Raw genomic sequence first — 26,254 nt, forward strand, 5'->3', positions numbered from 1 at the left:
TCTTACGCTTGAATCTTCTCGATAGTTACTTTCGTGTACGGTTGACGATGACCTTGTTTCTTGTGGTAGTTCTTCTTAGGTTTGTATTTGTAAACTACAACCTTAGCGCCTTTACCATGTTTCTCGACTTTAGCTGTTACAGACGCGCCGCTTACTAGCGGAGTTCCTGCAGTCAGACCACCATCATTAGAAACAGCCAATACACGGTCAAAAGTTACACTTGCGCCGTCTTCAGCTTCCAACTTTTCAATGAACAAAACGTCGCCCTCTTGGACTTTGTATTGTTTACCACCAGTTTCGATAATTGCATACATTTTACTTGCACCTCCTCATGTCTCAGACTCGCCTAGTCTAGGTGGCAGAATTCCCGTAGGAACTGCGCTTATGTACCCGATCGGAGCGGTTACAGCATGTGCAGGATCAACTGCATCAAACACATACTTGAAGATAGTATCATACTTATGACTTATCGTCAACTCATTCCAGCCATTCTCCAACTTTTCCGGTTCCCCCGCAGCACTGGCAAATCACAGGCGCAAAGCTGGCTGAATCATGCCTTGCCTTCTTTCTGGTCATCTCGAGCAGCCCGAGTCTTGTCCACCCCAAAATATGTGTTTTGGTGCGATCCTTGCAGATCACTTTCTCTAATCGCTCTGTGACCATCTTGCGGTGAAGCTCTTGTTCCATATCAATAAAATCGACAATAATGATTCCACCAGTATCGCGTAACCGGATCAAACGACCGATCTCCTCAGCTGCGAGCAAATTCGTATTAGTAACCGTTTCTTCAAGCGATGCTCCGCCAATGTATTGAGCGGTGTTGACATCAATTACGGTTAACGCCTCTGTCTCATCCCAGATCATTGTTGCTCCGCCCTCCAGCGTGATTTTGCGGCTGAAGCTCTTGAGCAATTGATCCTGAATACCATAAGCAGCGAAAATAGACTCCGCTCCATTATAAAGACAGACTGGCTTGTACCCTTCAGGAGCCATGTCGTCCAGAAAGGCTGTTGCTTCTCTAGCTGCGGCAGATGAATCAATAATCAACTGATCCCGTTGCGGATTAAAGGCATCTCTTATAAAGCGTTGGACAATACTAAGATCACGATGTAGTAAAGCGGGAGCCTCTACCGTTTGTGCCTTACGTGTAATATTCTCCCATTGGGCACGCAAAAAAGAAAGATCACCCTCCACAGCTTCATGTGGCTCGTCCTGAGAAACCGTCCGCATAATAAGCCCTTCTTCTTTCATTCGCAGACGTTCTCCGATTCCTTTGAGACGACTGCGCTCTGCATCCCGGCTTATTTTTTTGGAGACACCGACGTATTCTGCAAAGGGCATGTACACCATCCAGCGCCCGGGCAACGTATAATGAGTCGTTACACGCGCGCCTTTTCCGCCGCTCGGCTCTTTCCGCACTTGAACAACAATATCCTGTCCCGGCTGCAAAAGCGTCTCGATAGAGGGCTTCACATCAGGCTGTTTATCCAAATTAGGATGCAATACATCATCAACATATAAAAAAGCATTCTTCTTCTGTCCGATATCAACAAAAGCAGCCTGCATACCTGGAAGTACGTTAATCACACGGCCCTTGTAATAACTGCCGACCAACCCTTGCTGCTGATCGCGTTCAGCCGCGTACTCCACCAGCCTTCCGTTTTCCAGAAGAGCCATTCGGGTAATGTGCTGCGTGCAGTGAACGATCATCTGTTTCATGGCTTCACCTCTGGTTTCGTTCGTTCATTCCTTCACATTCTCTGCATAAATACACTATATTCCGAAGTAGGTTGATATTAAGCGCTGTTCCGGCACAACAGCAACAACATTTCCTTTACCGTTTAACACATAGATAAAATGATATTGATTACGTTTAAATAGACGCAATATATCATCTAAAGGTTTCGCAGATAATGCAACTATTGGACGAGCTACGCTTCCTGTTCGCAAATGATACTCATAAACAGCCTCCCGATTCATCAAAAAAGCAACAAACCGGTACGGTAAATTACGATGGTCGGTGAAATTCGAATACAGCAGAAAAGCTCCGATCATGACCATATTCAGCCTAAGGCCTCCACCCGCTCCAAGAGGCAGCAGCGCATATATAATCACAAGGACACTTGCGGCTACACTCACCCGTCCAGTCCATAACAAAGTGTAGTAATAAGGAAGTACTAAACTAATAGTGGCCTGAAGCACTTTACCTCCGTCAAGCGGCAGCACTGGCACTAGATTAAAAAGCCCAATAATGGCATTGGCATGAATAAAATAGGTCAGAAATTCCTGATTGCCATAACCGGCTTGTTGAAGTCCAAAAGCAATAACGATCATAATTCCATTTTGCAGTGGACCGGCGAGGGCTATTCCGATCTCACGACTGGCTGTAAGCCGCCCATGATCTTCAATAACAGCCACTCCGCCAAACGGAAGAAGCTGAACCGACTTAACTGTAACACCAGCCAAAAGAGCCGCAACGACATGTCCCATTTCATGAATGAAGACAATCGTAAATAAGGTGAGCAGCTCTAGAAATTGTCCCGTGACCACGGAGAATAACATAATGATCACGAACAGTGGATGTAGTGACAGTTCGATACCAAAGATCCTAATCAAACGATACCACTTCTGTAGGATCAATATAAGTCTTGTCTTTTATCACTGCGAAAAACAGTGTTGAAGCTGAGGATACGTCCTTCTCCATCATCCAACCGAGTGAATCCCCGCTCTGCACCCAGTCATCAACCTCCAGCTTGGTGCCGCTCAAATGTCCGTATTCTGCAGTGACACCGCCTGAATGCTGAACAGCAATTCGAATGCCCCCTTCCAGCTCCTTAGAGATGGAGAGAATACGTCCCATGTCTATACTTTTCACCGTCACATTTAAGGTTGAATCGATTTGAGGCATAATTTCCACCCCTTTTAGCGTAGATGCAAAAGGCTGGACAATGCTCCCAGCTATCGGAGCAGTGAGTTGATGATGAGCGGCCACTTTTTGAGCAGGCTCATCTTTATCCCCAAATATCGGAATGAACGCTGGAGCTCCGTTAAAGTTCTCCTCATACCAGACTCTCACAGCCGTGAAATCCATGTCATTGCTTAACGCATCACTAATAAAAGCTTGCATCTTATAGGACCATGGCTGATGTACCGCAAAAATCCCCCACACTGCTCCAAACACAAGAACACTAGCAACAAAGCGCCGAATAAAACCGGCAGTAAAATTTGAGCCTCCACCGCCGTTATCCTCCCAGCCTCCACGACTCTTTTTCCACATCACCTCTGGATCGGGCTCTACAGAGGATTGATCGGCATTCTTAAATCCTGTTCCCCATTCCTTAAAGCTCGTACTCTTATCCGGCATAATAAATAAAGGGGGAGCCTCCGCTATTTCTAGTTCCGGGACTTCCGAAACTCCTGAGACTGCTGAGACTTCCGGGAGTTCCTCCAATAAACTACGAATACGCTCCTTGCGGCGATTCTTGATATCTGATTTCTGATCCATATTTATCCCTCCGGACGGGCTTGTTTTACTTCCATTTTATGAAGCACGGAAGTCTCTTTAGAACAAGCCCCTCCAAGACAGACCATTTAAATCCCGGAAATGCCATACATTCATATTTATTCAAAAAAAATAAGCCCCACCATAGATTTCTCTACTGGTGGGACCCGTGTATGCTTCTTATCATAGGATTGCTTAGTAAAAATTAAGCCATGCCGAAAAATTTCTTAAGTTTCTTAAATGCTCCCGGTTTCCGGTCAAGCTGCATCAGGGGTACAGCATCACCTAGAATTCGGCGTGCAATATTGCGATAGGCAATAGCAGCTGAAGAATCGGGATTCATAACTGTAGGTTCTCCGTTATTTGCGGCTTTAATGACTAATTCATCATCCGGAACAATTCCGATAAGATCAATGTTCAGCACCTGTAATATATCCTCAATATCAAGCATATCCCCAGACTTCACAAGACCTGGGCGAATACGGTTTACCACCAATTTCGGCGATTCCACACTCGACTGTTCTAATAGTCCGATTATACGATCGGCATCCCGTACAGCGGCATGCTCTGGTGTGGTAACCACAATCGCTTTATCCGCACCGGCAATCGCATTGCGGAAGCCGTGCTCGATTCCTGCCGGACAATCGATCAGAACATACTCATATTCCTTCTTTAGTTCAAGAATGATATCTCTTACTTGTTCAGGAGAGACAGCCGTTTTATCCTTTGTTTGAGCTGCAGGCAGCATATACAATTCATCAAAGCGCTTGTCTTTAACGAGCGCTTGATTAAGGCGGCAACGTCCTTCCGCTACATCCACAAGATCATAAATAATACGATTCTCAAGCCCCATAACTACATCCAGATTACGCAGTCCAATGTCGGTATCGACGAGACATACTTTTTTGCCCTGCAGTGCAAGTGCGGTTCCAATGTTGGCTGTTGTGGTTGTTTTGCCAACTCCGCCTTTGCCCGAGGTTACGACTATCGCTTCTCCCATGGAGGCTACACCCCTTTAAACACATTTAAATCCTGACGTAATTTGACCAAATTATGAATCTTATCGATCTGCATAGCTCCGTTTGTTAAATATGCAAATTCCATACTGCTTTCTCGGGTTTCCCATTCATCGGGCGGACGACTAATAATATCGGCAATTCGCAGCTGCGTTGGAGACATTAAAGAAGCAGCTATAATCGCTTCCTCATTCCCGTCTACTCCAGCATGCGCCATCCCTCTTAGCGAACCTAGTATATAAATATCGCCTGAACAGGTTATGGTCCCCCCAGGGTTCACATCCCCCAGATATAGAAGATTTCCGTTATGGTGCAGCACCTGACCGGAACGTAGAATTCCGCTCATCAGAAACAATGCGTCATTATCCTCACCGCCGGGCGCTGGAAGCGCCTCTATAGATCGAATCAACAGATTTCCCTGTCCCTTAAGAATCTCCAGCACAGCTTCCTTGTCTTCCTCAGTTACGGTACGATTGCCCAGCTTTATGTCCACATGTACAATCGGTCCAGTTAAAATATTTTGATGGCTGTGCTCCAGCTTATAGCGAAGCTCGCTCAGAAGATCTTCAAAGGGACATTTGTCGTCTAGCAGGAATATCAGGCCATCCTTGATGCCCTTAATCCTTACATGCTTGGATTTTACTGTCATATGCCTGGCCCCCTATCCTCATTCATTCGTGCCGGGCTCCTTAAATTCCTGCTTTGTATAGAAAGAAAATAGAAGCTCTTTAAGCCGCTTCTTCCTTATTCGTTTCTTTCTTGATTAGCTCAAGCTGGCGCCGAACCGGTATGTAGAAGAGTAGCCCGATGGCAAAATGAAAAAGCATCGTCGGCAGCATGTGATTCAAAATCGCCCAGCTATAAGGTTCTTGATTAAGATTAAATACACTATAGATACCAAATAGTATACTATCCTCAAGTAGACTTCCAAGCAGAACCACAGTCATCATAAGGGGCAGCGGAGCACGTGGAATCTGAAATAAAAGGCCGATTAAATAAGCCGACAATCCCATCGCAAAAGAGTGTGCTCCAAGAATTCTGCCGTAAAAAACGACATCATGCAGCATTCCAAAACATAATCCCAATATAAGTGCTGTATGCCGATGATGATATATAGTCACGAACAATAACACTACAAAAACCAAATTCGGAATGATTCGCATCTGCCACACATCTGGAATCAGCCAAGGTAAGATGGTTCCCTCCACAATAAATAAGAGGAACAATATCAGAACAAGAACTGATCTGCGCATATTCACTATTCAGCACGCTCCTCCGTAAACACAACAATCAACTGCTTCCAGTCCTGAAATTCTGCTGAAGGCTTAATCACTGCTGTGGAGGTTAATCCAAATTCACCAACATCGACGCTTTCAACTGTGCCTATTGTCAATCCCCTTGGATATAACCCTCCAATACCGGAAGACAGAATAGTATCCTTCGCTGCAATAGGATCACCCGGTGGAATCTTAGTCATCAGCAGTCTGTTCGTCTCGGGATTATAACTCTCAATCATCCCAAAGGATTTACCCTCTTTATTTAAGGCAGTTGCCGCAATAGGCGGCTGGGAATTAGGATCATTGGTGTCCATCATTGTCATCAGCTTCACCGTGGAGGTGAAATTGCTCACCTTACTGATAACACCAACTAGACCATCCACTGAAATCACGGACATATTAGGTCTAACCCCATCTTTGGAGCCCAAATCGATAACAATCGTACTATTGCTTGGCTCTGTTGTCTGGCTAATTACCTGTGCAATACGATATTCATATTTATACAATTTCTTCTGTTCTTCAGTGAAATTCCAATTTTTCTCCAACTCGTCATTCCGCGCCTTGACGAAATTATACTGGGCTTTATCACGTGCATACTGGGCAGCCATAATTTTAAGCTGTTCATTTTCTTTAGCAAGATCACTCAGATTTCCAATATCTTCAAACAAGCCCGCTACATATCCAGCGGGCTTGTAGAACATTTTTTGCACGAAACCAGTCGAATCTCTGAGAAAGTTCTCCGGCCAGGACAAGCCTTTCCTTGTTGCCAAGCTGAAGCCCATTACCACAATGAACAGCACCAGTGTAATCAACAGAATAAACAGACGTTTATTGCTTAAGAGTTTAAACAGTTTCAACACCCTCTAACAACAGTATTTCTCCCATAACAGGGGTTGACTTACACAAGTGGTAGAACATCATCTTATCTCTTCGAACGAAGACTGGATCCGCTGCGGCTCTTGAACAAATGAATGTTCTCAAGTGCCTTACCGGTTCCAATAGCTACACAGTCCAGTGGATTCTCAGCAACAATAACCGGCATTCCCGTCTCACGTGCAAGCAGCTTATCCAAGTTGCGAAGCAAGGCTCCCCCACCTGTCAAAACAATTCCACGATCCATAATATCTGCTGCAAGCTCCGGTGGACATTTTTCCAACGTTACTTTAACAGCTTCAATAATAGCATTCACTGTGTCAGACAAAGCTTCACAGATTTCATCAGAAGTAATTGTAAGTGTTTTTGGCAGACCTGTTACGAGATCACGGCCGCGAATTTCCATGGTTTCAGCCTTTTCAAGAGGAAGGGCAGAGCCAACATCCATTTTGAGCTGCTCCGAAGTACGTTCACCGATCATCAGATTGTATTGACGTTTGATGTATTGAATGATGGACTCATCCGCTTCATCACCTGCAACACGCACTGAACGGCTAGTAACAATACCGCCGAGCGAGATTACAGCAACTTCAGTTGTACCTCCACCGATATCTACAACCATACTACCTGTAGGCTCCCATACTGGCAGATCCGCGCCGATAGCAGCAGCAAAAGGCTCTTCGATAATGTAAGCTTCGCGCGCGCCAGCTTGTTTGGTAGCATCTTCTACCGCACGTTGCTCTACAGCAGTAATGCCAGATGGTACGCAGACCATTACATTAGGATGACGCTGGAACATAGAACGCTGTTTCTGTGCTTGACGAATAAAATATTTAATCATCGTAGCCGTTGTATCAAAATCAGCGATAACGCCATCTTTCATCGGACGGATCGCACGGATGTTTCCAGGTGTACGACCGATCATTTTTTTGGCGGATTCACCCACAGCTTCAATCGTCTTAGTATCAGTGTTAATGGCTACAACGGAAGGCTCTCTTACAACAACACCCTTACCGCGTACGTAGACAAGCGTATTCGCTGTCCCCAAGTCAATTCCTAAATCTTTTGTGAAACCACCCAACATGCTAATTTCTCCTTTTCCTAAGTAAATCTACATTTATATTACATATGTCCTTTTTCTTTCAAGCTTACGAAACTGCTATCTCCGATAATTAGATGGTCCAGCACATCTATTCCGATAATCTCACCTGCCTGAAGCAATCTAGCAGTTAGGGAAATATCTTCTGGACTAGGTGTTGGATCACCACTAGGATGATTGTGCGCGCATATAATAGAGGCGCTACTGCATTTTATAGCTGCCCTGAATACCTCACGAGGATGAACGATCGAAGCATTCAGGCTGCCCATGGACAATGTTTCTTGTCCAATCACATGATTCTTCGTGTTCAGAAACAGACAGACAAAATGCTCCTTTTGCAAATAACGCAATTGCTCAGTCAGAATCTCAGCAGCGTCCCCAGGACAGCGGATAATGACCGGCATATTGAACCTGGAATTCGCAAGGCGCCTTCCCAGTTCGATGCCTGCTTTTAGTTGTACGGCCTTGGCAGGACCGATACCGTTGATTTTGGTCAGTTCTTCGATGCTAAGGTCAACTAGCCCACGCAGGCCACCGATCTTCCCCAGCATCTGCTGTGCAATATGAATAGCCGACTCGCGGCGTGTTCCCGTACGCAGCAGAATGGCTAACAACTCCGCTTGACTTAATGATTCCGCCCCATAATGCATCATGCGCTCTCTAGGTCGTTCTTCATGGGGGAGGTCCCGCAGCATAATTGGTTGCGACTCCATCCCTATCCCTCTTTCCCCAGGCTTCCTACCGGCTCAATACAGTTATACCGAACTCGGATAGCATTTCGCCAAGAAGCGACAAAGGCAATCCGACTACATTGAAATAACAGCCTTCAATTCGTTCCACCAAAATGGACCCAAGCCCTTGTATCGCATAAGAGCCAGCCTTATCAGCGGGCTCTCCCGTAGCTATATAAGCAGCAATTTCCTCTTCAGTCATTGCCCTCATCGTTACGGAAGTAACACGGTGCTCCACTATAGTCTTCCCATTCGGGAGTCCGAGGCAGGCTACACCCGTGTATACCTTATGAGTTCGGCCCTGAAGTCTGGTAAGCATCGCTTTGCTGTCCAGCTTGTCCACCGGTTTGCCTAGCACAGTATTATCTAGTACAACAATTGTGTCGCTTCCTATAATGACTGCGTTACGCTCTCCGGCTGTAGCTACTACGGCTTCTGCTTTTCGCAAAGCTAGACTGCGCACGATTCTCTCCGGCGTCCAATCCGGCGGTGTGCTCTCATCAGCTTCGCTGGTAATGACCTCAAAGGGTAAACCCAGTAAGGATAACAGCTCACGTCGACGCGGTGAACCTGAGGCTAGAATAATGAGTGGTGAGTTGTCCACGTTGTAAACGTCCCTTCTTGCTCAGTAACGAGAGTTACAGTCTGCGGTACAGCCATACAGCTGTAATAATACCGGCGAGACTAAGCATGCACAATTTCAAATGAATAGTGATGTCATAGGTTATGATGTCTAAATCGGCTCGCGGAGACCATTTGAGCACAGTCGATGTTGTTAGAAAAGACAGAGCCTTTACGGGCTGCAGCAGCTTGGCGATCCAGGCTCCAGCCAGCCAGCCTAGAATTAGAAATAACAGCAGTGTTCCTACATTTTTCTTCTTCATCTCAGTCTTCCCTCGCCATTTTTTGACACCCTAATTATTATACGGTGAAACGGTGATCAATACAAACGTAAAATCCCCTACGGTAATGTTTACCACCTTTTGCCCTAAAAGTTGCGGAACGATACCCTTCTCCGAAAAAAACAACAAGCCCCCAATTCCCCGGAGACTTGTTGTTATTTTGAATCCGCAATCCTAGCATTCAATTCATAGCAGACAGCAGCTGTTTTTGGCTGGTCAAGAAGCTCAGCATGGATTCCTGCACTTCCCAAAGCAGGGCTTGCGCCTTGTTCTTGTTATATTCACTCAGTGCTGAAATTCCTTGGCTCATAGATTTCTCTAGCGCTGCGCAAATGCTTTTGGCTTCAGGCGTTATGCCTTGCTCCAGAGCTTTAACAGCTTCACTCCATTGGAGATGAAGATCACTCACAGCTGAGGTATTAGCTGCCGCATCCGTTTGTCCGCCACTGAGTAAAGAAGCGGATTGACTGCTTAGTTCACTGAGCAACTGTCCACTCACCGCAAAATAACTATTCACAGCCTCCGCATTTCCGGCAAATCCTAATCGTTCCACTCCGGGAAGATCCACCTCTCTTACATAAAGCTCAATCCCTTGATTCTTCAGTCCACTGCTGAGCAGCTTAGCTTGTTCACGGTCAGAGGACATTCCGGCATATACACGATTTCCGTCAGCAGGGTCCATGCCCGCAGCCAAGCCAGCGTCCAAAAGCTCTTGTCTAGCTTGTTCCGCGCCTGCCGGCGTACTGAATACGCCATACTGCAGCAGGTAGTAGCTTTGCGCAGCCACTTGAACAGGAATACTGTTTTTGCCAGCATCATCTGTGCCCGTAACCGGCAATCCCGAGGTTCCTACACCTGCTGGATCATTAGCTCCGGAAGTCTGCCCTGAAGTAGCCAATGTATCTGTTATCCCGGTTCCAGAACTACTATCCATGTTTCCTCCATAAAAAAAGGAAAGCGCCGCATACCCAAGCAGTAGACCTGTGCCGATGGCCCCCACCACAGACAGGGATAATTTCCACCAATACGATGGGCGACGAGTATGATATGAGCCCCCATAACCTCCCGTGTAAACCTCTGCTGATTTATCTCTGTCATCCAGTACCAAATCTGAGAGCAGATACGATTGCTGCGTATTTCTGAAATCTCTATCCTGTTCGTCCCATTCTTGCTGGCGTGGATCTACAGTTCCTGAGTAATAGTCGTAAGCATCCTCCCGTGGTGCCTCACGCGTAGAGCGTAGATCAGGTTCTTGCAACCAAGTATGCTGCTGTGCTGGACCGACCTCCTTGCGCAACTCCTCTGCATATTCTTCAGCTGTACCCAGTCCGCCACTGGACCAGCGCTCCACTACCTGCGGTTTTGGCTTAGGCTCGTCCTTATTCACGTCAAATCGGAATGTCATTCTTCCGTTATTCAACAGTAACACCTCACCTCATCTAATCTATATGGAAATATATGATAGACAATAGAGAGATATGCTATTTTTATAGCCAAATGAATAATGAAAGTTATACGGATTCAGTTTACATTACATGTAACTTTTATATACTATATAAAAAGAGCTAAAAGTGTGCACTATACTAGTTAAGCTAGAAATAGGATTTTAGTTCATTACAGTTTAGGAGGGCTTTTTCTGAAACAAAAAATTCAAGCAGCAATTGTGGGCTACGGTAATTTAGGAAAAGGTGTACGTAAGGCTATTAACCAAAGTGAAGATATCGAGCTGGTTGCGATCTTTACGCGCAGAGAGCCTGGACAACTGGAAGCCGGTGAAACCGGTGTGAAATTCGAGCATATCTCTGCCGTCGAACAATATAAGGGAAAAGTAGATGTTATGATTCTGTGCGGAGGATCGGCTACCGATCTGCCGGAACAGACACCAGCTATTGCCCGGATGTTTAATACCGTGGACAGCTTTGACACTCATGCCAAAATCCCTGAGTTCTTTGCGACCGTTGATGCCGCAGCTAAACAAGGCGGAACACTCAGCGTAATTTCTACGGGCTGGGATCCAGGCCTGTTCTCCATGAACCGTCTGCTAGCTGAAGCTATTCTTCCACAAGGTAAAGAATATACTTTCTGGGGTAAAGGCGTCAGCCAAGGTCACTCCGATGCCATTCGCAGAGTAGAAGGCGTTAAAGGTGGCGTACAGTATACTGTTCCAGTACAAGAGGTTATCGAGGCCATCCGTGCGGGTGAAACACCAGAACTCACTACTCGTGAAAAACATCTTAGAGAGTGTTTTGTAGTAGCTGAGGCAGGTGCAGATCAAGAGCGCATTCGCGAAGAAATTGTGAATATGCCGAACTATTTTGCAGATTATGATACTACGGTTACTTTCATCACTGAAGAAGAACTGGCAGCTCAGCATAGCGGTATTCCGCACGGCGGGTTTGTTATTCGCAGTGGTGTAACAGGAGAAGGCACGAAACAAATTGTTGAATTCGGCCTGAAGCTGGAGAGCAATCCTGAATTTACAGCTAGTGTGCTTGTGGCTTATGCCAGAGCTGCTCAGCGTATGAGTCAAGAAGGTCAAAGCGGAGCGCGTACTGTTTTCGATATTCCACTTGGGATGTTGTCTCCGAAATCACCAGAAGAACTGCGCCGCAACTTGCTCTAAAATCCTGTCAACAAATAACCCGCGTAGGACTTTTAATGGTCCTCGCGGGTTATTTGTTGTCCAGAGCGGCAAGCATCATGTCTGACAACCCTCTATACAAGACTAAGAATCTTACTCTTAACATGATTCATTTCGTAATTCTTCAACAAAGTCTCATGCGCACGATCCGCAATAATAGCACCAAGCTCAGGATTTTTCAGTAAATTCAGTACACTTCCAACCACCTCAACCGAGGTATTAGCCAGCAAAATATTTCGGTTATGCTCACAATTCAGCTTCTCACACATGATAGAGCTAGTAACCACCGGGGTTTTAAGCGCCCAGGATTCCAGTATATTTCTAGAAACTTCGCAGCCTTCAAGGATGGGCACCAGAACAGCTTTAGACCGTCGTATGTATTCAGTAGAGGAATTTACTGATCCAGTGACTATGACCGATTCATCTTCCTTAATCAAAGTCATGACCTCCGGGTGAACCTCTGAGCTGATAATATAACTTTTGATATCGGGCACTTGCTCCTTAATCATGGGATAGGTTTTTTTAAAGAATACTCGGGCTGCATCTATTCCCAGTCTCATATTCATATTCCAGTGCAGCACAATTGAATTTTCTTTAGTTACAGGCTCTGCAAAAGTCTCATACTCATTCATCTTAATGAAATGGGGGACAACATGAACCTTACGGGCATCCGCAAATGATAGAGATTTGAACGCTAGTGCATCCCATTCCGAGGTTGCTAAAAGTAGACCCGTTTTATTCATTAATCGCCGTTTATTCCTACGATCCCAAGCGGCATTGAGTTTATTATATGGATTCTTCCTGCTTAACTTTCCTGTCTCTCCGGCAGATCCTCCGCTTCCGTTTGCAAAACTATAGGTATCTGTGATCACACTGGCTTCTGGAAGCAAGTTCCGCACCATATCAATGCATTTTCCCAGTAGGACATGCGATATAAATACATGCTTATAATTATTGGAACGGCAAAGCTCCAAAATAGTGTTCTTCATATCTTTATCTATATGACTTAAGTTCGAGAAATTCCGCAGTTTATGTAAGGGGCGCAGCATTGGCCTCCAGGTCGTATAATCTTCATTAATGTTATGAACCGTAAGTGCCGTCCGCTCATTTATAGATACGGTTTGGTTGGCACTGCCGTACGTCAGCAAATCTATATCAAATTTCCCAAGCAAAATCTCGAGAATACTCCCTGTTCTCATTTCTCCTTCTAGATCCTCTGCGCTTTGATTCTGGGCTGATAGGAACAGCATTCTTTCTCGCATGACTCTGGCTCCTTGTATTTTGTAATAAAAACCCCCATCTACTAACTGAAACTTTAGATGCAGTTCAATAGTAACTCATTTCACTTAAAAGTTTTGTCGATTTATAGGAGAAGTCTAAAATTTTTTAAGTTTTTTTCTGAGTTTCCAGAAATTCATCACGATTTCCCCTTATAAAACGCCACATTTTCTAAAATATAGACTAAAACCCCTTTTTTGACGCCATACATAATCATGAATTGCTCTATGGATAGAATTCGTAATCGTTAGGTAATATGTACTACGACTCTTTGCATACAAAAAAAGCATCTCCCTCGCTTAATGTCGAAAGGAAGACACTTTAGTTGTCATAGCTTCTAACTACACAGTTCCGGCCCTTTTTCTTAGCCTGATACAATGCAGTGTCACTAAGTTTGTAAAGAGTGTTCAATGCGTATCGTTCACCTGAATCCACCGTGATGATGCCAACACTTATCGTGTAATGCAAGGGCACACCATGAATGACCGCCCCTGTAACCGCTGTGCGCATCCGCTCTGCAATCATATCACTGTTTTGTTCATCGGCTCTATGCAGCAGCACAGTGAACTCCTCACCACCGAATCTTCCGAACAGATCACCATTGCCAAGCTGCTGTTTTATTTTATGAGCCAGATCTTTTAGAACGTGGTCGCCGGTATTGTGGCCGTAGGTATCGTTTATGCGTTTAAAGTGATCCACATCCAGCAGTAAAAAAGAATACGGCAGCTTCTTCATTGCTGAGGCAGCTATTAAAGGCCGGGCGCGCTGTACAAAGGATCTGCGATTCAAAATACCTGTCAACACATCATAAGTGGCCACCCGTTCCAATTCTGTAAAGGAATCCTCCCTATAAAGCAGCATGATTCCTGCAGTTCCTAAGAACATAAGCAAATAAATCCCCAGATAAAAAAATATCTGCAGCCAGTGAGAGGTCTGTGCATTCCATCCTAACATCGAATAAAACGGTTCAAGTCCCTTGCTAACCAGCGCTAAAATTACAACAAAGTACAACAATCCTATGGTTCGCTGGAGAGAGGTCTCTCTAATCTTCACAGCTAATATATAAGCTGGCAACGCTAAGATCATAATCCCAAATAGACAAGTTGCAGCCATAACCAACCGCTCATCTGGCATAATTATATGCAGTAGCACTACGATGACAATGGATACTCCGAACAGGATCGTATAATATCGTTCAATCCTACTCCCAAAAACTCTGAGAAGCATCAGAAGCGCTAAGCTTTCCAGCGTACCTCCAGCTAAAGCAAGCAGCATACTGATTGGAATGGGAAGTCGTGAGTCTGTGAAATCATTCAGCAAAAGGAGAATTAAAGCTGCCAGCTGCAAATATTTTGCCGTGACAAACAAGGTAGAAGTCCGTTCCTGCGCGTAACGCAAACGATAGACGACAATAAGCAATACCGTAAAGGATTGCCACATAAAGAGGCAGACCAGCAGTGTCTTGAGATCCAGATGCATGTTAGTGAATTTCACCCCCTGTATTCTCTAAGCTCAATAAATATAATTGTATCTGACCACTCGGTTTCTTCCTTCTTGTTTGGCTTGGTATAACGCTTTATCGCTCAGCTTGTACAGCTTATTTATCCAAATCTCCTGATCCGGTATGATTGTAATTACACCTATACTAACTGTATAGCCTTGTAAAAGTTTTTGTGTAGGCGTCTTCATTACTGCCTTTCGTAACACTTCAGCTTTCCGGTCACAGCTAGCTTCATCCAGCCCGCAAAGGATAACTGCAAATTCCTCGCCGCCCAGCCTGCCAAATAAATCGCTGTTTTCGAGGTTGTCCTTAATCGTCAATGCGAATTCTTCCAGAACAACATCGCCGGTATCATGGCCGTATGTATCATTGATTTCTTTGAAATGATCCAAATCCAGCAGCATAAACGAAAAGTACTCTTGCTCAGCAACTGCCTTCTCAAGCCGAACCTCAGCTTCCTCAAGAAATGCTCCACGGTTAAGGATTCCAGTCAGATCATCGTAGCTAGCGATTCGTTTCAGTTTTACAAAGGAATGCTCGTTAGAAAGTAGAATAAAGCCTGCGGCTCCCACAATCAACAATAAATACATCCCCAGGTAATATAAATACTGCGAAAGATTAGTTGTGAACACGTTCATCTCTGGCTCCCAGATCAATGCAACAATCGCGCGGAGCAGCATAATCCCTGCAAAAGCGTAAAACAATATTCCGAGTATCTTCTGAAGAGGGGTGCCTTTGGGGTTCACCGTGAGGTGGTAAGCTGGATAGACAATAAACAGTATTGACCATAATGAGGTACAGGCTATGCGCCAGCTGGAATGATGAAAGAAGATCGCAACAATACTAAAAGTAATCGAACTAAGTATGGAAAGCGTTATGTAATACAACTTTATCCGCTGACCAAGGATTCCCATCATCAGCAATAAAGCAATAATCTCCAGACAGCAGCCTAAAAGAATCAAAGCGTTGCTAAGTGGAATGGATAAAGCGCGGGGGATATGACCCCATAATAATAATGAACACCAGAAGAGCAGCTGCACCGCCTTGGAGCGTATGAATAAGGTGGATGCCCTGTCTTTAGGAGCGCTCCTCCGGTAATTGGTTATCAGCAGCAATATAAATAGATTTCCAAAAATAAATAAATACACTAACGTTTTGATATCAAGCTGGGAGTCCATGAGTCACCACCTACACGGAAAAATTGATCCTCTACTGACAGCACTATAGCACTCAATGGCTGGTTCAGCAAATACCCTATTTATTTCATTTTTTAGAATGTACATACACCGCTTAAGTATACAAAAAAGCACTTCCCCCTGCACGGAGCTCGGGGGGAAGTGCTATGGTCAAGAGAATATGAATATTCTCGTGTAGGCCTGTGTTTGTATTAACGCTTCTTCAAGCCGTCCGCCAATGCGTATCCAACCTTCCAGATATCGCCTGCGCCCATCGTAATCACTAGGTCACCTGGGGCAATACGAGGTTTCAGATCAGCAAGCACATCTTCTTTGGTTGGCAGATGTCTTGCACCAGCGTTACTGTTCTGCACAATAAGCTCAACCAGCTTCGCAGATGTAACCCCCTCAATCTGCTTCTCACCTGCCGGAGAGTAGATGTCGGTGATGATCACCTCATCTGCTTCGCTAAAGGCGCGGCTGAAGGCATCTAGCAGGAAGAACGTACGTGTATACCGCTGAGGCTGGAATACGGCAATAATCCGTTTCCCCGTTGCCTTAGCAGCACTGATTGTCGCCTGAATTTCAGTTGGGTGATGCGCATAATCATCGATGACCAGAATGTCATCGACTTCTCCGAGCACTTGAAAACGGCGCTTCGCACCATGGAATTTCACGATCGCTTCAGCGATTTTTTCAAAAGAGATTCCTGACTTCAAACAAGCGATAACCGCAGCCATTGAATTATACAGATTGTACTGGCCTGGCACGGATAGTTCAATTTGTCCCAATACTACGCCATTATGGTTCATCGTATACGAAACCTGACGGTCGCCAAGAACGATGTCTGTGGCAATATAATCTGCAGTCTTCGACTTGATGCCGTAAGTAATCACCTTACCTGACACTTCAGGCAATAAAGAAATCACGTTCTCGTCATCTGCACACACAATCGCAGTGCCGTCTTCACGGGTCTGGTTCATAAACTGTACATAAGCAGCCTTGAGACGGTTAAAATCTCCGCCGTAATTCTCCAAGTGATCTGCTTCCACATTCGTGACAATTCCAAGCCAAGGGTGATAGTGCAAGAAAGAGCCATCACTCTCATCCGCTTCCGCCACTACATAATCGCCTTGTCCTGCCTTTGCATTCGTACCGACGTTCATAATCTCTCCGCCGATAATATACGTAGGATCAACTTCACACTCTTCCATTACAAGTGCGATCATAGAGGATGTAGTTGTTTTACCATGCGCTCCGGCAACAGCTACCCCTTTACGTTCGTTCAATAAACGGGCTAACATTTGTGAGCGGTGCAGAATTGGAATCTTAAGACGCTCTGCTTCCACCCATTCCACATTATCGCTGGACAAAGCCGTAGAGTACACGACCAGATCCGCACCTTTTACTTGTTCTGCTGTATGCCCAATATAAATCTTGGCACCTTTAGCAATCAATTTATCCGTCAATTCTTGGGCAGCCACATCGGAGCCCGTAACCGTATATCCCATTTCTAGCATTACTCGGGCAATCGCGCTCATACCGTAGCCGCCGATCCCTATAAAATGCACACGTTCAGTAGTATCCAACAGTCGTCACCAGCCTTTTTCAGTATCGGGTTGCTGCAAAAGTGTACCGCGCACGTCAGAAATCAAATACAGCGTACCAGATACGACGGCAAGGTCATCCTCCGCTGTAATCGACTTCAGTTGTTGCAGCGCTTTTCCCCAATTATGTTCTACTATGATTACCAAGTTTTCCTTGGCATATTTATCCCGCAGACTTTCTGCGATAACCTGCAGATGCTCCGCGTCCATTTTGTTCTGGAAATCCGGTTCGGTCAGGATGAGCGTATCCACTATAGGCAGTATATGCTTAAAGTAGGATTCATGATGCTTATTTGCCATCATTCCCATAAGTAAATTTAATTTACCGTATTTATAGAGCTGTGGCAGGCTTTTGGCAAGGCTCTCCGCGCCTTCCGGATTATGTGCTCCATCCAGTACGATCCTCGGAGATTTACTTACCTCTTCCAGCCTTCCAGCCCAAAATGCATGACGCAATCCTTCCAGAACATCTTCATCCTCTAGCATGAACGCCATATACTGGCGCAAAACTTCAAGAACCATCATGGCTCCCGCCGCATTGCTAATCTGGTGTTCGCCTTTCATCACAATCCCAAGTTCAAGCGAACGGAAGGGACCCTTAAAGTTAAAGGTCTGCACATCCCCATGGATTCCAGTAGCTTCATAGCTAAAATCTTCTCCGGCAAGATAAAGAGTAGAGCGGCAAGCCGCCGCTTTCTCCTTGAGTACAGCCACGACTTCCGGTTGATTTACGCAGCTAACAACTGGTACACCGGGTTTGATAATCCCGGCTTTCTCCATTGCAACCTTCTCAAGCGTATCTCCCAGAATATCCATATGGTCATGGCCGACATTTGTAATCACCGACACGATCGGAGTAACGATGTTCGTTACATCCAGCCTTCCCCCAAGCCCAGTCTCCCATACGACAACATCCGGACAAGAAACACCCGCAAAAAATAGAATGGCCACAGCTGTAGTTACCTCAAACATCGTTGGTGAGCCAAATTCCGTTTCTGCAATCTCATCTACCAAAGGACGAAGGGTATTCACTAGCTCAAGAAGAGTTTCTTCAGGAATGTCCGTATTATTATATTGGAACCTGTTCGTGAACTTCGTAATATACGGAGACGTGAAGGTGCCGACGGAATAGCCGCTTTGCAAAAGTGCGCTTGTCAAAAAAGCACAGGTGGAGCCTTTGCCGTTCGTACCCGCCACATGAATAAATTTCAGCCGACGGTGCGGGTTTCCCAGCTTGTCCATCAACATCTCAATTCTGTCTAAACCTGGCCGGATTCCAAAAGGAATCAGGCCCTTGATCCAGTTAACCGCTTCGGTATATGTCGCAAGAGGGGCGGTGCTCCCGCCCCGATTTAGGTCATCCATGTCTCTTATCCTCTCAGCTCTGCTATGCGGGCAAGTACTTTCTCACGTTTGGCGGAATAATCCGCCTGCTTCGCCTGCTCCTCTTCGATAACTTTTGCGGGAGCTTTGGCCACGAAGCCCTGATTGCTCAATTTTTTCTCTACGCGTTCTACTTCGCTGTTCAGCGTCTGCACTTCTTTTTCCAGACGAGCGATTTCTTGTTCAATATCAATCAGCCCCGACAAAGGCAGAAGCAGTTCCGCTCCCGTTACTACAGCGGACATTACCTTGTCTGGCGTTTCCGGATTCAGGCCAGCTTCGAAAGAAGAGGTATTGCAGAAACGTCCGATGTAGTTGTCGTTACGAGTAATGATGCTCAGCGTTTCCTCATTGCTCGCTTTAATAATCAAATCAACCTTTTTGCTCATCGGTACATTTACTTCAGCACGGATATTACGAACTGCCCGGATTACATCCATCAGCAGGTTCATTTCCGCTACCGCTTGCGGGTTCTCCAGAGCAGCATCATACTCAGGCCAAGCAGCCAAAGTAATTGTCTCTCCTTCATGCGGCAGATGCTGCCAGATTTCCTCCGAAATAAACGGCATAAACGGATGGATCAAGCGCATCGTGCGGTCGAGTACATAAGCAAGTACGGACTGTGTCTTCGCTTTGGCTGCGGCATCCGTTCCGTAAAGCGACAGCTTCGCGAACTCAATATACCAGTCACACAAATCGTCCCAAATGAAGTTGTACAGCTGGCGGCCGGTCTCGCCGAACTCGTACGAGTCAATTAGACGCGTAATTTCACGAGAAGTTTCGTTCAGGCGGTGTAAAATCCAACGGTCAGCCGTAGTTAGCTCACCAGTAATGTCAATATTCTCGAAGCTAACTCCTTCAAGATTCATGAGGGCGAAGCGTGACGCATTCCAGATCTTATTAGCGAAATTACGCGCCTGCTCTACCTTTTCCCAGCGGAAGCGTAAATCCTGACCCGCTGTGCTGCCGGTAGAAATCATATAACGCATAGCATCTGCGCCATACTTCTCGATAACCTCAAGCGGATCTACACCGTTGCCGAGTGATTTGGACATTTTTTGTCCTTCAGCATCCCGTACCAAACCATGCATCAATACGTCCGAGAATGGTTTCTCTCCGGTGAATTCCAGTGCCGAGAAGATCATCCGCGCTACCCAGAAATAAATAATATCGTAGCCTGTTACAAGCACATCGTTCGGATAGTAACGTTTGAAATCTGCACTGTCTTCATTCGGCCAGCCTAGGGTTGCAAACGGCCAGAGGTTGGAGCTAAACCAAGTATCCAGCACATCCTCGTCCTGTTTCAGGTCGGTTAAGCCGCTGATCCGGCGCGCTTCTTCCTCGTCATTCGCCACAACCAGCTCACCGGTAGATTCAGAATACCAAGCCGGAATACGATGTCCCCACCAAAGCTGACGGGAAATACACCAGTCGCGTACGTTTTCAATCCAGTTCAGGTAGGTTCTCTCGAACCGTTCAGGTACAAAGTTAACCCCATTACCATCCTTCTGTGCATTGATGGCAGCTTCGGCGAGCGGCTGCATCTTCACGAACCATTGTGTGGACAGGTAAGGCTCAACAACCGCTCCTGAACGTTCACTGTGTCCAACTTGATGCACATGATCTTCAATAGAGATCAGAACGCCTTGCTCCTTCAGATCCGCCGTGATGGCCTTACGGCATTCACTCCGGTCTTGACCTTGGTAAGGTCCTGCTTCTTCGTTCATCGTACCGCTCTCATCCATTACGTTGATCTGCGGCAAATTGTGCCGTTGACCTACCTCGAAGTCATTTGGATCATGAGCTGGCGTGATCTTAACCGCACCGCTGCCAAACTCTTTATCTACATACTCGTCAGCGATAATTGGAATCTCCCGGCCGATAATCGGCAGGATCAGCGTTTTACCAATCAGATCTTTATAACGATCATCCTCAGGATGAACAGCAACTGCCGTATCACCCAACATCGTCTCCGGACGTGTGGTCGCTACAGTGATATGTCCGCTGCCATCTTTAAGGGGGTAACGCAGGTGGTACAGATGACCGTTAACTTCCTTATATTCAACCTCGATATCCGACAACGCCGTACGAGCCGCCGGGTCCCAGTTGATGATACGTTTACCGCGATAGATCAAGCCTTTATTATAAAGCTTAACAAATACCTCGCGAACTCCCTTCGACAAACCCTCATCGAGGGTAAAACGCTCGCGGGAGTAGTCAAGGGAAAGTCCCATTTTTGCCCACTGCTCATGAATGGTGTTCGCGTATTTGTCTTTCCAATCCCACACCTGCTCCAGGAACTTCTCACGTCCGAGGTCATGTCTGGAAATCCCCTGCTCGCGCAGCTTCTGCTCTACCTTCGTTTGTGTTGCAATACCTGCGTGGTCCGTACCTGGCAACCAAAGCGTATCGAAGCCCTGCATCCGTTTAGTACGAATCAGGATATCCTGTAATGTGAAATCGAGCGCATGCCCGATGTGCAGCATTCCCGTTACGTTTGGCGGCGGGATCACAATGCTATAGGCCTGAGCATCCGGACGCTGGCCTGCACGGAAATATCCGCCCTCTGTCCAGTAGGAATACCATTTCTGTTCTGCTGCCTTCGGATCATACGTTGTTGGCATCTCGTTTTTAGATTCATTCGTAGCAGCAGCATCTGCCGCTGTTAGATGGTTTTGGTCAGCCATTCTCTGATACCTCCACTAGTTTACTTGTAGTTGCTTATAGTTGTTAATAAGTTGCTGTATAGAGCACACAGGTCTCTGAAAAAAACAAAAAGACCCCTCGTCTCAAAGGACGAAAGGTCATTCTTTCGCGGTACCACCTTTGTTTCGCGCCAATGAAAAATAAAACTACACTTCTTACCCTACGGATTCAGAAGCTTAGCGCGACACTCGTACAGATAACGGCTGCTACCGGCCACAACCTAACTTATCCTTCACAGGTATGAAGATAAGCTCAGAAGGGCGACTCCGGGGCGACTTCGGGGGCTGTTTCCTACGGAATGTCACAGCACTTGCAATTCCGCTCTCTGAAGGGCTGACCGCCTACTCTTCCCGTTCCCAGTCTTTACTTAGATATTGCTTACTCCATAATACATTTTGAGCCCCCCCTAGTCAACCTGGATACGCCTTTGCAGCGGGACTTTAGGCTGAATTTCGACTTATTTCTTCTGAAGCATCCCTTCCAACAATGAAACAGCAAAAATCCCGATCCTAATACCTGATCGGGATTCACCTATTCATGTGTGTACGCATCACGATTCGATTACGGGATGTACAACACTTGACCTTCCTCTACACTCTGCCCGGATAAGCGATTATACATTACCAGCTCCCGCGCACTTAGCTGATACTTCTCTGCTATGGTATCCAGTGTTTCTTCACGCTGCACAATACACAGCCGAACTTTGCGGAACATGTTAGCTCCATCCGCGCTGGCAATGAATCTGCTCTTCCATTCCGTATTATTGCCAACCTCTGGAACGTCCACTGCTGCAGATGTGTTTGCATCCGACTGCAGAGCTTCCTGCTCTTTACGGACACGACTGGAGCTTAGTAAAGAGGAGAAGGTGAGATGTTCTTTTTCCGGAATTTCTGCTTCTTTTTTACTACCCAAGGCGATCTTAAGATCTTGTTTCTCCTCATGAGAAGCCACACTCTCTTGTGAAACAAAAACTTCGTTCGCATTCTCATTAATCGGCGCAGTATTCTCTTCTTGCTTAGAAAGCGCATTATTAGCCTCATTTTCAGAAGCGAATACAGGGATATCCTGAATTGCATCTGCACTAACGGCTGGAACAGCGGTCTCTCTAGGAGTAAAATATTCCTCTGCCGACTGTTGGTTCTCTTCGCTCACATTGCTTGCTTGATTCAGCTGAGACACCTCAACCTCTTTGTTCTGGGCCTCGGCTTTAAACCAGTAATCGGATAAACCCGCTTTAGCATCGTCAACTTGGGACTCCAGACTATGTGTCCGTGCTTTAGCTCCCTTGTCCTTCTCCTGACCGGATGAGAAATTGACTACAGGGGACGTATGAGCGACTCCAGTAGAGACTAATGATTCTTCTGTTTCCTGTTCATTCGCTTCGGCATGCTCATGTTCTTCTACAGCAACCTGTGAGGCATCCTCACCGAAGGTCCACTGAGAATTTTCATAAAGTGCATCATTTTCCTGTTCTTGTAGCTCCGTAGTAGCTTCTACCCTGTCATCATTCACAGGAGAATAGGCGACTGTATACTCCTCTTGCTGCCAGGCTGGTTGAGGTTGAGGGTCCGCACCACCGATCCCCCGCAGCGATAATACGCCTGTTATATTCACAGTGCGCATCGTGAGCAGATCGATATCAAAATTCTCAATCTCTACCCCAATATCTTCAATCGAGCTGACGCGTGTAAGCGGAACAGTGATTTCCACGGGAATGGCATGCTCCAGACGTTGTGTTCGGTCATCTTCACTCCGGTAAAGCCCGGTAAGCAACAGCTGACCATATAACTCGGCACGATCCTCCCGCTGAATCACCTGAATTTCCGGAAGTAGTTCAACCTCCTCCAGCTCAGCTATTCCCGGAAGCTCTTCCGAAAGGTGAATGCGTTCGTAAATATCAAACCGCAAGCCGTGGGACTGATCAAACACGGGATATGTCCTCCTTCTTGGCATAATCTAACCCTGAGACAGGCCCAGAGCATAAGCCCAAAATGTTACTCCCCACATGTATATGCTTCAAACAGAGAGGCATGACAACTTTGGTAGTACTAACCGGACAGGATGCTAATAAATTTCATGAATTTAAGAGCTCACCAAACCTTCAGCCTGCTGATAGATGCACTACTTCGTAAGAACAAAGTATTATATGCTGCTTTTATTAATAAGACATGGATAGATGTTTTTTTTCTGAAAAAATAGAAAAAGAACAGCAGAACCAGCTTTTGCTGATTCTACTGTTCCTTAGCCACTTACGTATCTGTCAGGGTGCTTCAGACAGCAGCTCTCGCAGCTGCAGCATATCCTCCGGCCACGGATCGCTGACTTCCAGCTGTTCTCCGCTCCAAGGATGGCGGAAGGACAATGCCTCGCCATGCAGGGCATGGCGGCCGGCAGCGCTGGAAGCCCAAACCGGACCGCCATATAGTTCATCCCCATACAAGGGATGACCCATATGGCTGAGATGAACGCGAATCTGATGCGTCCGTCCAGTCTCCAGCTGCACATGCACCAGGCTTCCGCCATGCAGTGCCTCGCGCTGGATGATTCGCGTCACGGCAGATTGTCCGCCGGGCGAGACCCGTCTGCGCGCAGCGTGATGCCGATCGCGCCCAATCGGGGCATCGATCACCTTAAGCGCAGGCGGCACGATGCCTTCAACGATCGCGGCGTAGTGCCGCGAGATGCTTTTTTCACGCATATTCTCGTCCAGAACTAACTGTGCGAACTCATTTTTCGCATACATTACCGGACCCGTTGTATCTTTGTCCAAGCGGTGAATATGGCGCACAGCCACATTTTCGCCGGAAGTGATATAATGCGCAGCTACGAGGTGATCCAGAGTTACACCTGTTCCACTGCCATCTGGATGTACCGCCAGCCCAGCTGGTTTATGAGCTACCAGGCAAAAATCATCCTCGTACAACACCTCAAGCTCTTCCCATATCGGTTCAAGCCCCGCTTCACGATCGGGAAAAAGCGCCAGCCGAAGCCGGTCACCCTTCCACTGAATGCCTCCCTCGCGGCGTAACCGCAGATAAAGTTTCTCCGGCATACCTACAGTTTCTAGCAGCCACTTGTCAATCATTGCCTGCGTATCCTCGGCTCCAGTAATGATTTTGCCGGGTGTTACCTCCAGCCACTCTCCACGCCGGGTCCAAGCGCCACCACCGGTTCTTTCTCCGGCTCCGATGCTCAAAGGGCCTTCAGGGCATTATAATGGCCCTCAATGGTATCATCAATATCTTGCTCACTATGTGCAGCCGATATGAACATCCCCTCAAACTGTGAAGGTGGCACACTGATGCCTTGGTTTACCATATGACCAAAATAACGACGGAAAAGATCCGTGTCACTGGACTTAGCCGTTTCAAAATTGATTACAGGTCCTTCAGTGAAGAACGGACAAACCATCGATCCCACCCGGTTGATAGTGAGCGGAATGCCAGTCTCAATTGAATTCTTTTTCAAACCCGCTTCCAGACGTGCACCCAATTGTTCCAGACGATCATATACTTCCGGGGTCAACAGCTTGAGCGTAGTATATCCGGCTGCCATCGCTAATGGATTACCACTAAGTGTGCCCGCCTGATAAATCGGTCCAGTAGGAGCGATTTGCTCCATGATCTCTCTTTTGCCGCCATAAGCACCCACTGGAAGTCCGCCGCCGATAACTTTGCCAAAACAAGTAATATCCGGAGTAATCCCGAACAAGCCTTGAGCACAGCCACGATTAACACGGAAGCCTGTCATAACCTCATCAAAAATAAGCAGCGAACCATTGTCAGAAGTTAATTTACGAAGCCCTTCCAGGAAGCCTGGAAGCGGTGGAACCACGCCCATGTTGCCGGCAATCGGCTCTACGATCACTGCGGCAATCTCATTGCCAAAACGTTCGAAAGCAATCTGAGTGGACTCCAAATCATTGTAAGGAACCGTAATGGTATTCATTGCAACGCCTTCTGGGACACCCGGGCTATCCGGCAAGCCCAATGTAGCTACACCAGAGCCAGCCTTAATAAGCAGACTATCCGCGTGACCGTGGTAGGAGCCTTCAAATTTCAAGATTTTGCTGCGTCCAGTGTAACCACGTGCCAAACGAATCGCGCTCATCGTAGCTTCCGTTCCAGAGTTAACCATGCGCACGATATCTACAGATGCCACTCGTTCAACAACGGTTTTTGCCATTTCCGTTTCGAGTAGCGTTGGAGCGCCAAAGCTTGTCCCTTTTACCGCCGTCTCCTGCAATGCCTTCACAACCTCGGGATGCGCATGACCCATAATCAGCGGACCCCATGAGAGCACATAGTCGATAAAGCTGTTGCCGTCGATATCAAAAATACGCGAACCTATCCCATGATCCACATAAATCGGAGTCAGACCTACGGATTTAAACGCCCGTACAGGGCTGTTCACCCCGCCGGGAATATATTGTTTTGCTTCATCAAAAGCCTTCCGGGACGCTTCCTCTTTACGCGCCATTGGCACATTACTCATGTATCTTCACTCCTATTCTCTTCTTGGTTACACAAGCTTGTACAAACATATATTAGCTGCCGCGATGTC

Annotated in this window: 24 protein-coding genes and 2 other annotated features; of the genes, 1 reads left to right on the forward strand and 23 read right to left on the reverse strand. The window is 46.5% G+C overall.

What is annotated here, in order from left to right; genetic code table 11:
- Window positions 1–2: 2 nt before the first annotated feature.
- The 14 genes from rplU to MHB37_RS25490 form a co-directional block, all read right to left on the reverse strand.
- The gene (gene rplU / locus MHB37_RS25425) at window positions 3–314 is read right to left on the reverse strand and encodes a 50S ribosomal protein L21 (protein ID WP_036685166.1); all 312 of its coding nucleotides are present in this window, start codon (window positions 312–314) and stop codon (window positions 3–5) included.
- Window positions 315–328: 14 nt separating this feature from the next.
- Window positions 329–415 (reverse strand) — a sequence feature (ribosomal protein L21 leader region).
- Window positions 330–497: a hypothetical protein gene (locus MHB37_RS25430; protein ID WP_155288184.1), complete on the reverse strand. Its 168-nt coding sequence runs from the start codon at window positions 495–497 to the stop codon at window positions 330–332. Its footprint overlaps the feature before it by 86 nt.
- Window positions 478–1,719 carry an Rne/Rng family ribonuclease gene (locus tag MHB37_RS25435; protein ID WP_076129388.1) on the reverse strand — a complete coding sequence of 414 codons (1,242 nt, stop codon included), beginning with the start codon at window positions 1,717–1,719 and terminating at the stop codon, window positions 478–480. The genes MHB37_RS25430 and MHB37_RS25435 overlap by 20 nt, the downstream gene beginning before the upstream one ends.
- A gap of 54 nt (window positions 1,720–1,773) precedes the next feature.
- The gene (locus tag MHB37_RS25440) at window positions 1,774–2,616 is read right to left on the reverse strand and encodes a M50 family metallopeptidase (RefSeq protein ID WP_036685160.1); all 843 of its coding nucleotides are present in this window, start codon (window positions 2,614–2,616) and stop codon (window positions 1,774–1,776) included.
- On the reverse strand, window positions 2,609–3,505 hold the full coding sequence (locus MHB37_RS25445) for a M23 family metallopeptidase (protein ID WP_076194474.1): 897 nt from the start codon (window positions 3,503–3,505) through the stop codon (window positions 2,609–2,611). Before MHB37_RS25445 ends, MHB37_RS25440 begins: the two co-directional genes overlap by 8 nt.
- Window positions 3,506–3,707: 202 nt before the next feature.
- Entirely contained in the window at window positions 3,708–4,502 is a 795-nt protein-coding gene (gene minD / locus MHB37_RS25450) for a septum site-determining protein MinD (RefSeq protein WP_036685156.1), read from the reverse strand.
- A gap of 5 nt (window positions 4,503–4,507) precedes the next feature.
- The gene (gene minC, locus MHB37_RS25455; protein WP_076280016.1) at window positions 4,508–5,167 is read right to left on the reverse strand and encodes a septum site-determining protein MinC; all 660 of its coding nucleotides are present in this window, start codon (window positions 5,165–5,167) and stop codon (window positions 4,508–4,510) included.
- A gap of 79 nt (window positions 5,168–5,246) precedes the next feature.
- Window positions 5,247–5,777: a rod shape-determining protein MreD gene (gene mreD / locus MHB37_RS25460; RefSeq protein WP_081387283.1), complete on the reverse strand. Its 531-nt coding sequence runs from the start codon at window positions 5,775–5,777 to the stop codon at window positions 5,247–5,249.
- Window positions 5,777–6,655 (reverse strand): rod shape-determining protein MreC, encoded by an 879-nt coding sequence (mreC, locus tag MHB37_RS25465; protein ID WP_076186079.1) that lies wholly within the window; start codon window positions 6,653–6,655, stop codon window positions 5,777–5,779. The genes mreD and mreC overlap by 1 nt, the downstream gene beginning before the upstream one ends.
- A gap of 62 nt (window positions 6,656–6,717) precedes the next feature.
- Complete coding sequence (locus tag MHB37_RS25470) at window positions 6,718–7,752, reverse strand: rod shape-determining protein (RefSeq protein ID WP_036685150.1); 1,035 nt, start codon at window positions 7,750–7,752, stop codon at window positions 6,718–6,720.
- Window positions 7,753–7,790: 38 nt separating this feature from the next.
- Entirely contained in the window at window positions 7,791–8,480 is a 690-nt protein-coding gene (gene radC / locus MHB37_RS25475) for a DNA repair protein RadC (protein WP_036685147.1), read from the reverse strand.
- A 25-nt stretch (window positions 8,481–8,505) separates the two neighbouring features.
- Window positions 8,506–9,102, reverse strand: a complete 597-nt coding sequence (locus tag MHB37_RS25480; protein ID WP_076186081.1) for a nucleoside triphosphate pyrophosphatase — start codon at window positions 9,100–9,102, stop codon at window positions 8,506–8,508.
- Window positions 9,103–9,136: 34 nt separating this feature from the next.
- The gene (locus tag MHB37_RS25485; RefSeq protein WP_036685144.1) at window positions 9,137–9,382 is read right to left on the reverse strand and encodes a DUF4321 domain-containing protein; all 246 of its coding nucleotides are present in this window, start codon (window positions 9,380–9,382) and stop codon (window positions 9,137–9,139) included.
- Between the two features lie 199 nt (window positions 9,383–9,581).
- Window positions 9,582–10,820 carry an SPOR domain-containing protein gene (locus MHB37_RS25490; RefSeq protein WP_405168658.1) on the reverse strand — a complete coding sequence of 413 codons (1,239 nt, stop codon included), beginning with the start codon at window positions 10,818–10,820 and terminating at the stop codon, window positions 9,582–9,584.
- A 216-nt stretch (window positions 10,821–11,036) separates the two neighbouring features.
- On the opposite strand from MHB37_RS25490, the gene MHB37_RS25495 reads away from it, so the two are divergent.
- Window positions 11,037–12,023, forward strand: a complete 987-nt coding sequence (locus tag MHB37_RS25495; RefSeq protein WP_038573038.1) for a diaminopimelate dehydrogenase — start codon at window positions 11,037–11,039, stop codon at window positions 12,021–12,023.
- A 92-nt stretch (window positions 12,024–12,115) separates the two neighbouring features.
- Here the strand turns inward: MHB37_RS25495 and MHB37_RS25500 are convergent, their stop codons facing one another.
- The 9 genes from MHB37_RS25500 to hemL all read right to left on the reverse strand — a co-directional run bounded on the left by MHB37_RS25500 (window position 12,116) and on the right by hemL (window position 26,185).
- Window positions 12,116–13,303, reverse strand: a complete 1,188-nt coding sequence (locus MHB37_RS25500; RefSeq protein WP_076129395.1) for a glycosyltransferase — start codon at window positions 13,301–13,303, stop codon at window positions 12,116–12,118.
- 337 nt (window positions 13,304–13,640) lie between these two features.
- Window positions 13,641–14,798 (reverse strand): GGDEF domain-containing protein, encoded by a 1,158-nt coding sequence (locus MHB37_RS25505; RefSeq protein ID WP_076280013.1) that lies wholly within the window; start codon window positions 14,796–14,798, stop codon window positions 13,641–13,643.
- Window positions 14,799–14,831: 33 nt separating this feature from the next.
- Entirely contained in the window at window positions 14,832–15,998 is a 1,167-nt protein-coding gene (locus MHB37_RS25510; protein ID WP_076129397.1) for a diguanylate cyclase, read from the reverse strand.
- 209 nt (window positions 15,999–16,207) lie between these two features.
- Entirely contained in the window at window positions 16,208–17,584 is a 1,377-nt protein-coding gene (gene murC, locus MHB37_RS25515; protein WP_036685137.1) for a UDP-N-acetylmuramate--L-alanine ligase, read from the reverse strand.
- A 6-nt stretch (window positions 17,585–17,590) separates the two neighbouring features.
- Window positions 17,591–18,967 (reverse strand): folylpolyglutamate synthase/dihydrofolate synthase family protein, encoded by a 1,377-nt coding sequence (locus MHB37_RS25520; protein WP_076129399.1) that lies wholly within the window; start codon window positions 18,965–18,967, stop codon window positions 17,591–17,593.
- A gap of 5 nt (window positions 18,968–18,972) precedes the next feature.
- Complete coding sequence (locus tag MHB37_RS25525) at window positions 18,973–21,672, reverse strand: valine--tRNA ligase (RefSeq protein WP_076297113.1); 2,700 nt, start codon at window positions 21,670–21,672, stop codon at window positions 18,973–18,975.
- Window positions 21,673–21,774: 102 nt separating this feature from the next.
- Window positions 21,775–22,058: a binding site (T-box leader), on the reverse strand.
- Window positions 22,059–22,252: 194 nt separating this feature from the next.
- On the reverse strand, window positions 22,253–23,620 hold the full coding sequence (locus MHB37_RS25530; RefSeq protein ID WP_405168659.1) for a LysM peptidoglycan-binding domain-containing protein: 1,368 nt from the start codon (window positions 23,618–23,620) through the stop codon (window positions 22,253–22,255).
- Between the two features lie 331 nt (window positions 23,621–23,951).
- On the reverse strand, window positions 23,952–24,887 hold the full coding sequence (locus MHB37_RS25535; RefSeq protein ID WP_405168660.1) for an RluA family pseudouridine synthase: 936 nt from the start codon (window positions 24,885–24,887) through the stop codon (window positions 23,952–23,954).
- Window positions 24,884–26,185, reverse strand: a complete 1,302-nt coding sequence (gene hemL, locus MHB37_RS25540) for a glutamate-1-semialdehyde 2,1-aminomutase (protein ID WP_370511266.1) — start codon at window positions 26,183–26,185, stop codon at window positions 24,884–24,886. Before hemL ends, MHB37_RS25535 begins: the two co-directional genes overlap by 4 nt.
- Window positions 26,186–26,254: the final 69 nt, after the last annotated feature.

The organism is Paenibacillus sp. FSL H3-0286 (assembly GCF_045040705.1).
In the GTDB taxonomy this organism is placed as follows: Bacteria; Bacillota; Bacilli; order Paenibacillales; family Paenibacillaceae; genus Paenibacillus_AQ; species Paenibacillus_AQ odorifer.

Excerpts from the sequence above, each read along its gene's own strand:
- MHB37_RS25445 (WP_076194474.1), bottom strand. The coding sequence starts at position 3,505 with ATGGATCAGAAATCAGATATCAAGAATCGCCGCAAGGAGCGTATTCGT.
- MHB37_RS25500 (WP_076129395.1), bottom strand. The coding sequence starts at position 13,303 with ATGCGAGAAAGAATGCTGTTCCTATCAGCCCAGAATCAAAGCGCAGAG.
- MHB37_RS25470 (WP_036685150.1), bottom strand. The coding sequence starts at position 7,752 with ATGTTGGGTGGTTTCACAAAAGATTTAGGAATTGACTTGGGGACAGCG.
- MHB37_RS25520 (WP_076129399.1), bottom strand. The coding sequence starts at position 18,967 with ATGGATGACCTAAATCGGGGCGGGAGCACCGCCCCTCTTGCGACATAT.
- MHB37_RS25485 (WP_036685144.1), bottom strand. The coding sequence starts at position 9,382 with ATGAAGAAGAAAAATGTAGGAACACTGCTGTTATTTCTAATTCTAGGC.
- minC (WP_076280016.1), bottom strand. The coding sequence starts at position 5,167 with ATGACAGTAAAATCCAAGCATGTAAGGATTAAGGGCATCAAGGATGGC.
- MHB37_RS25505 (WP_076280013.1), bottom strand. The coding sequence starts at position 14,798 with ATGCATCTGGATCTCAAGACACTGCTGGTCTGCCTCTTTATGTGGCAA.
- MHB37_RS25435 (WP_076129388.1), bottom strand. The coding sequence starts at position 1,719 with ATGAAACAGATGATCGTTCACTGCACGCAGCACATTACCCGAATGGCT.
- radC (WP_036685147.1), bottom strand. The coding sequence starts at position 8,480 with ATGGAGTCGCAACCAATTATGCTGCGGGACCTCCCCCATGAAGAACGA.
- minD (WP_036685156.1), bottom strand. The coding sequence starts at position 4,502 with ATGGGAGAAGCGATAGTCGTAACCTCGGGCAAAGGCGGAGTTGGCAAA.
- MHB37_RS25510 (WP_076129397.1), bottom strand. The coding sequence starts at position 15,998 with ATGGACTCCCAGCTTGATATCAAAACGTTAGTGTATTTATTTATTTTT.
- hemL (WP_370511266.1), bottom strand. The coding sequence starts at position 26,185 with ATGAGTAATGTGCCAATGGCGCGTAAAGAGGAAGCGTCCCGGAAGGCT.
- MHB37_RS25525 (WP_076297113.1), bottom strand. The coding sequence starts at position 21,672 with ATGGCTGACCAAAACCATCTAACAGCGGCAGATGCTGCTGCTACGAAT.
- rplU (WP_036685166.1), bottom strand. The coding sequence starts at position 314 with ATGTATGCAATTATCGAAACTGGTGGTAAACAATACAAAGTCCAAGAG.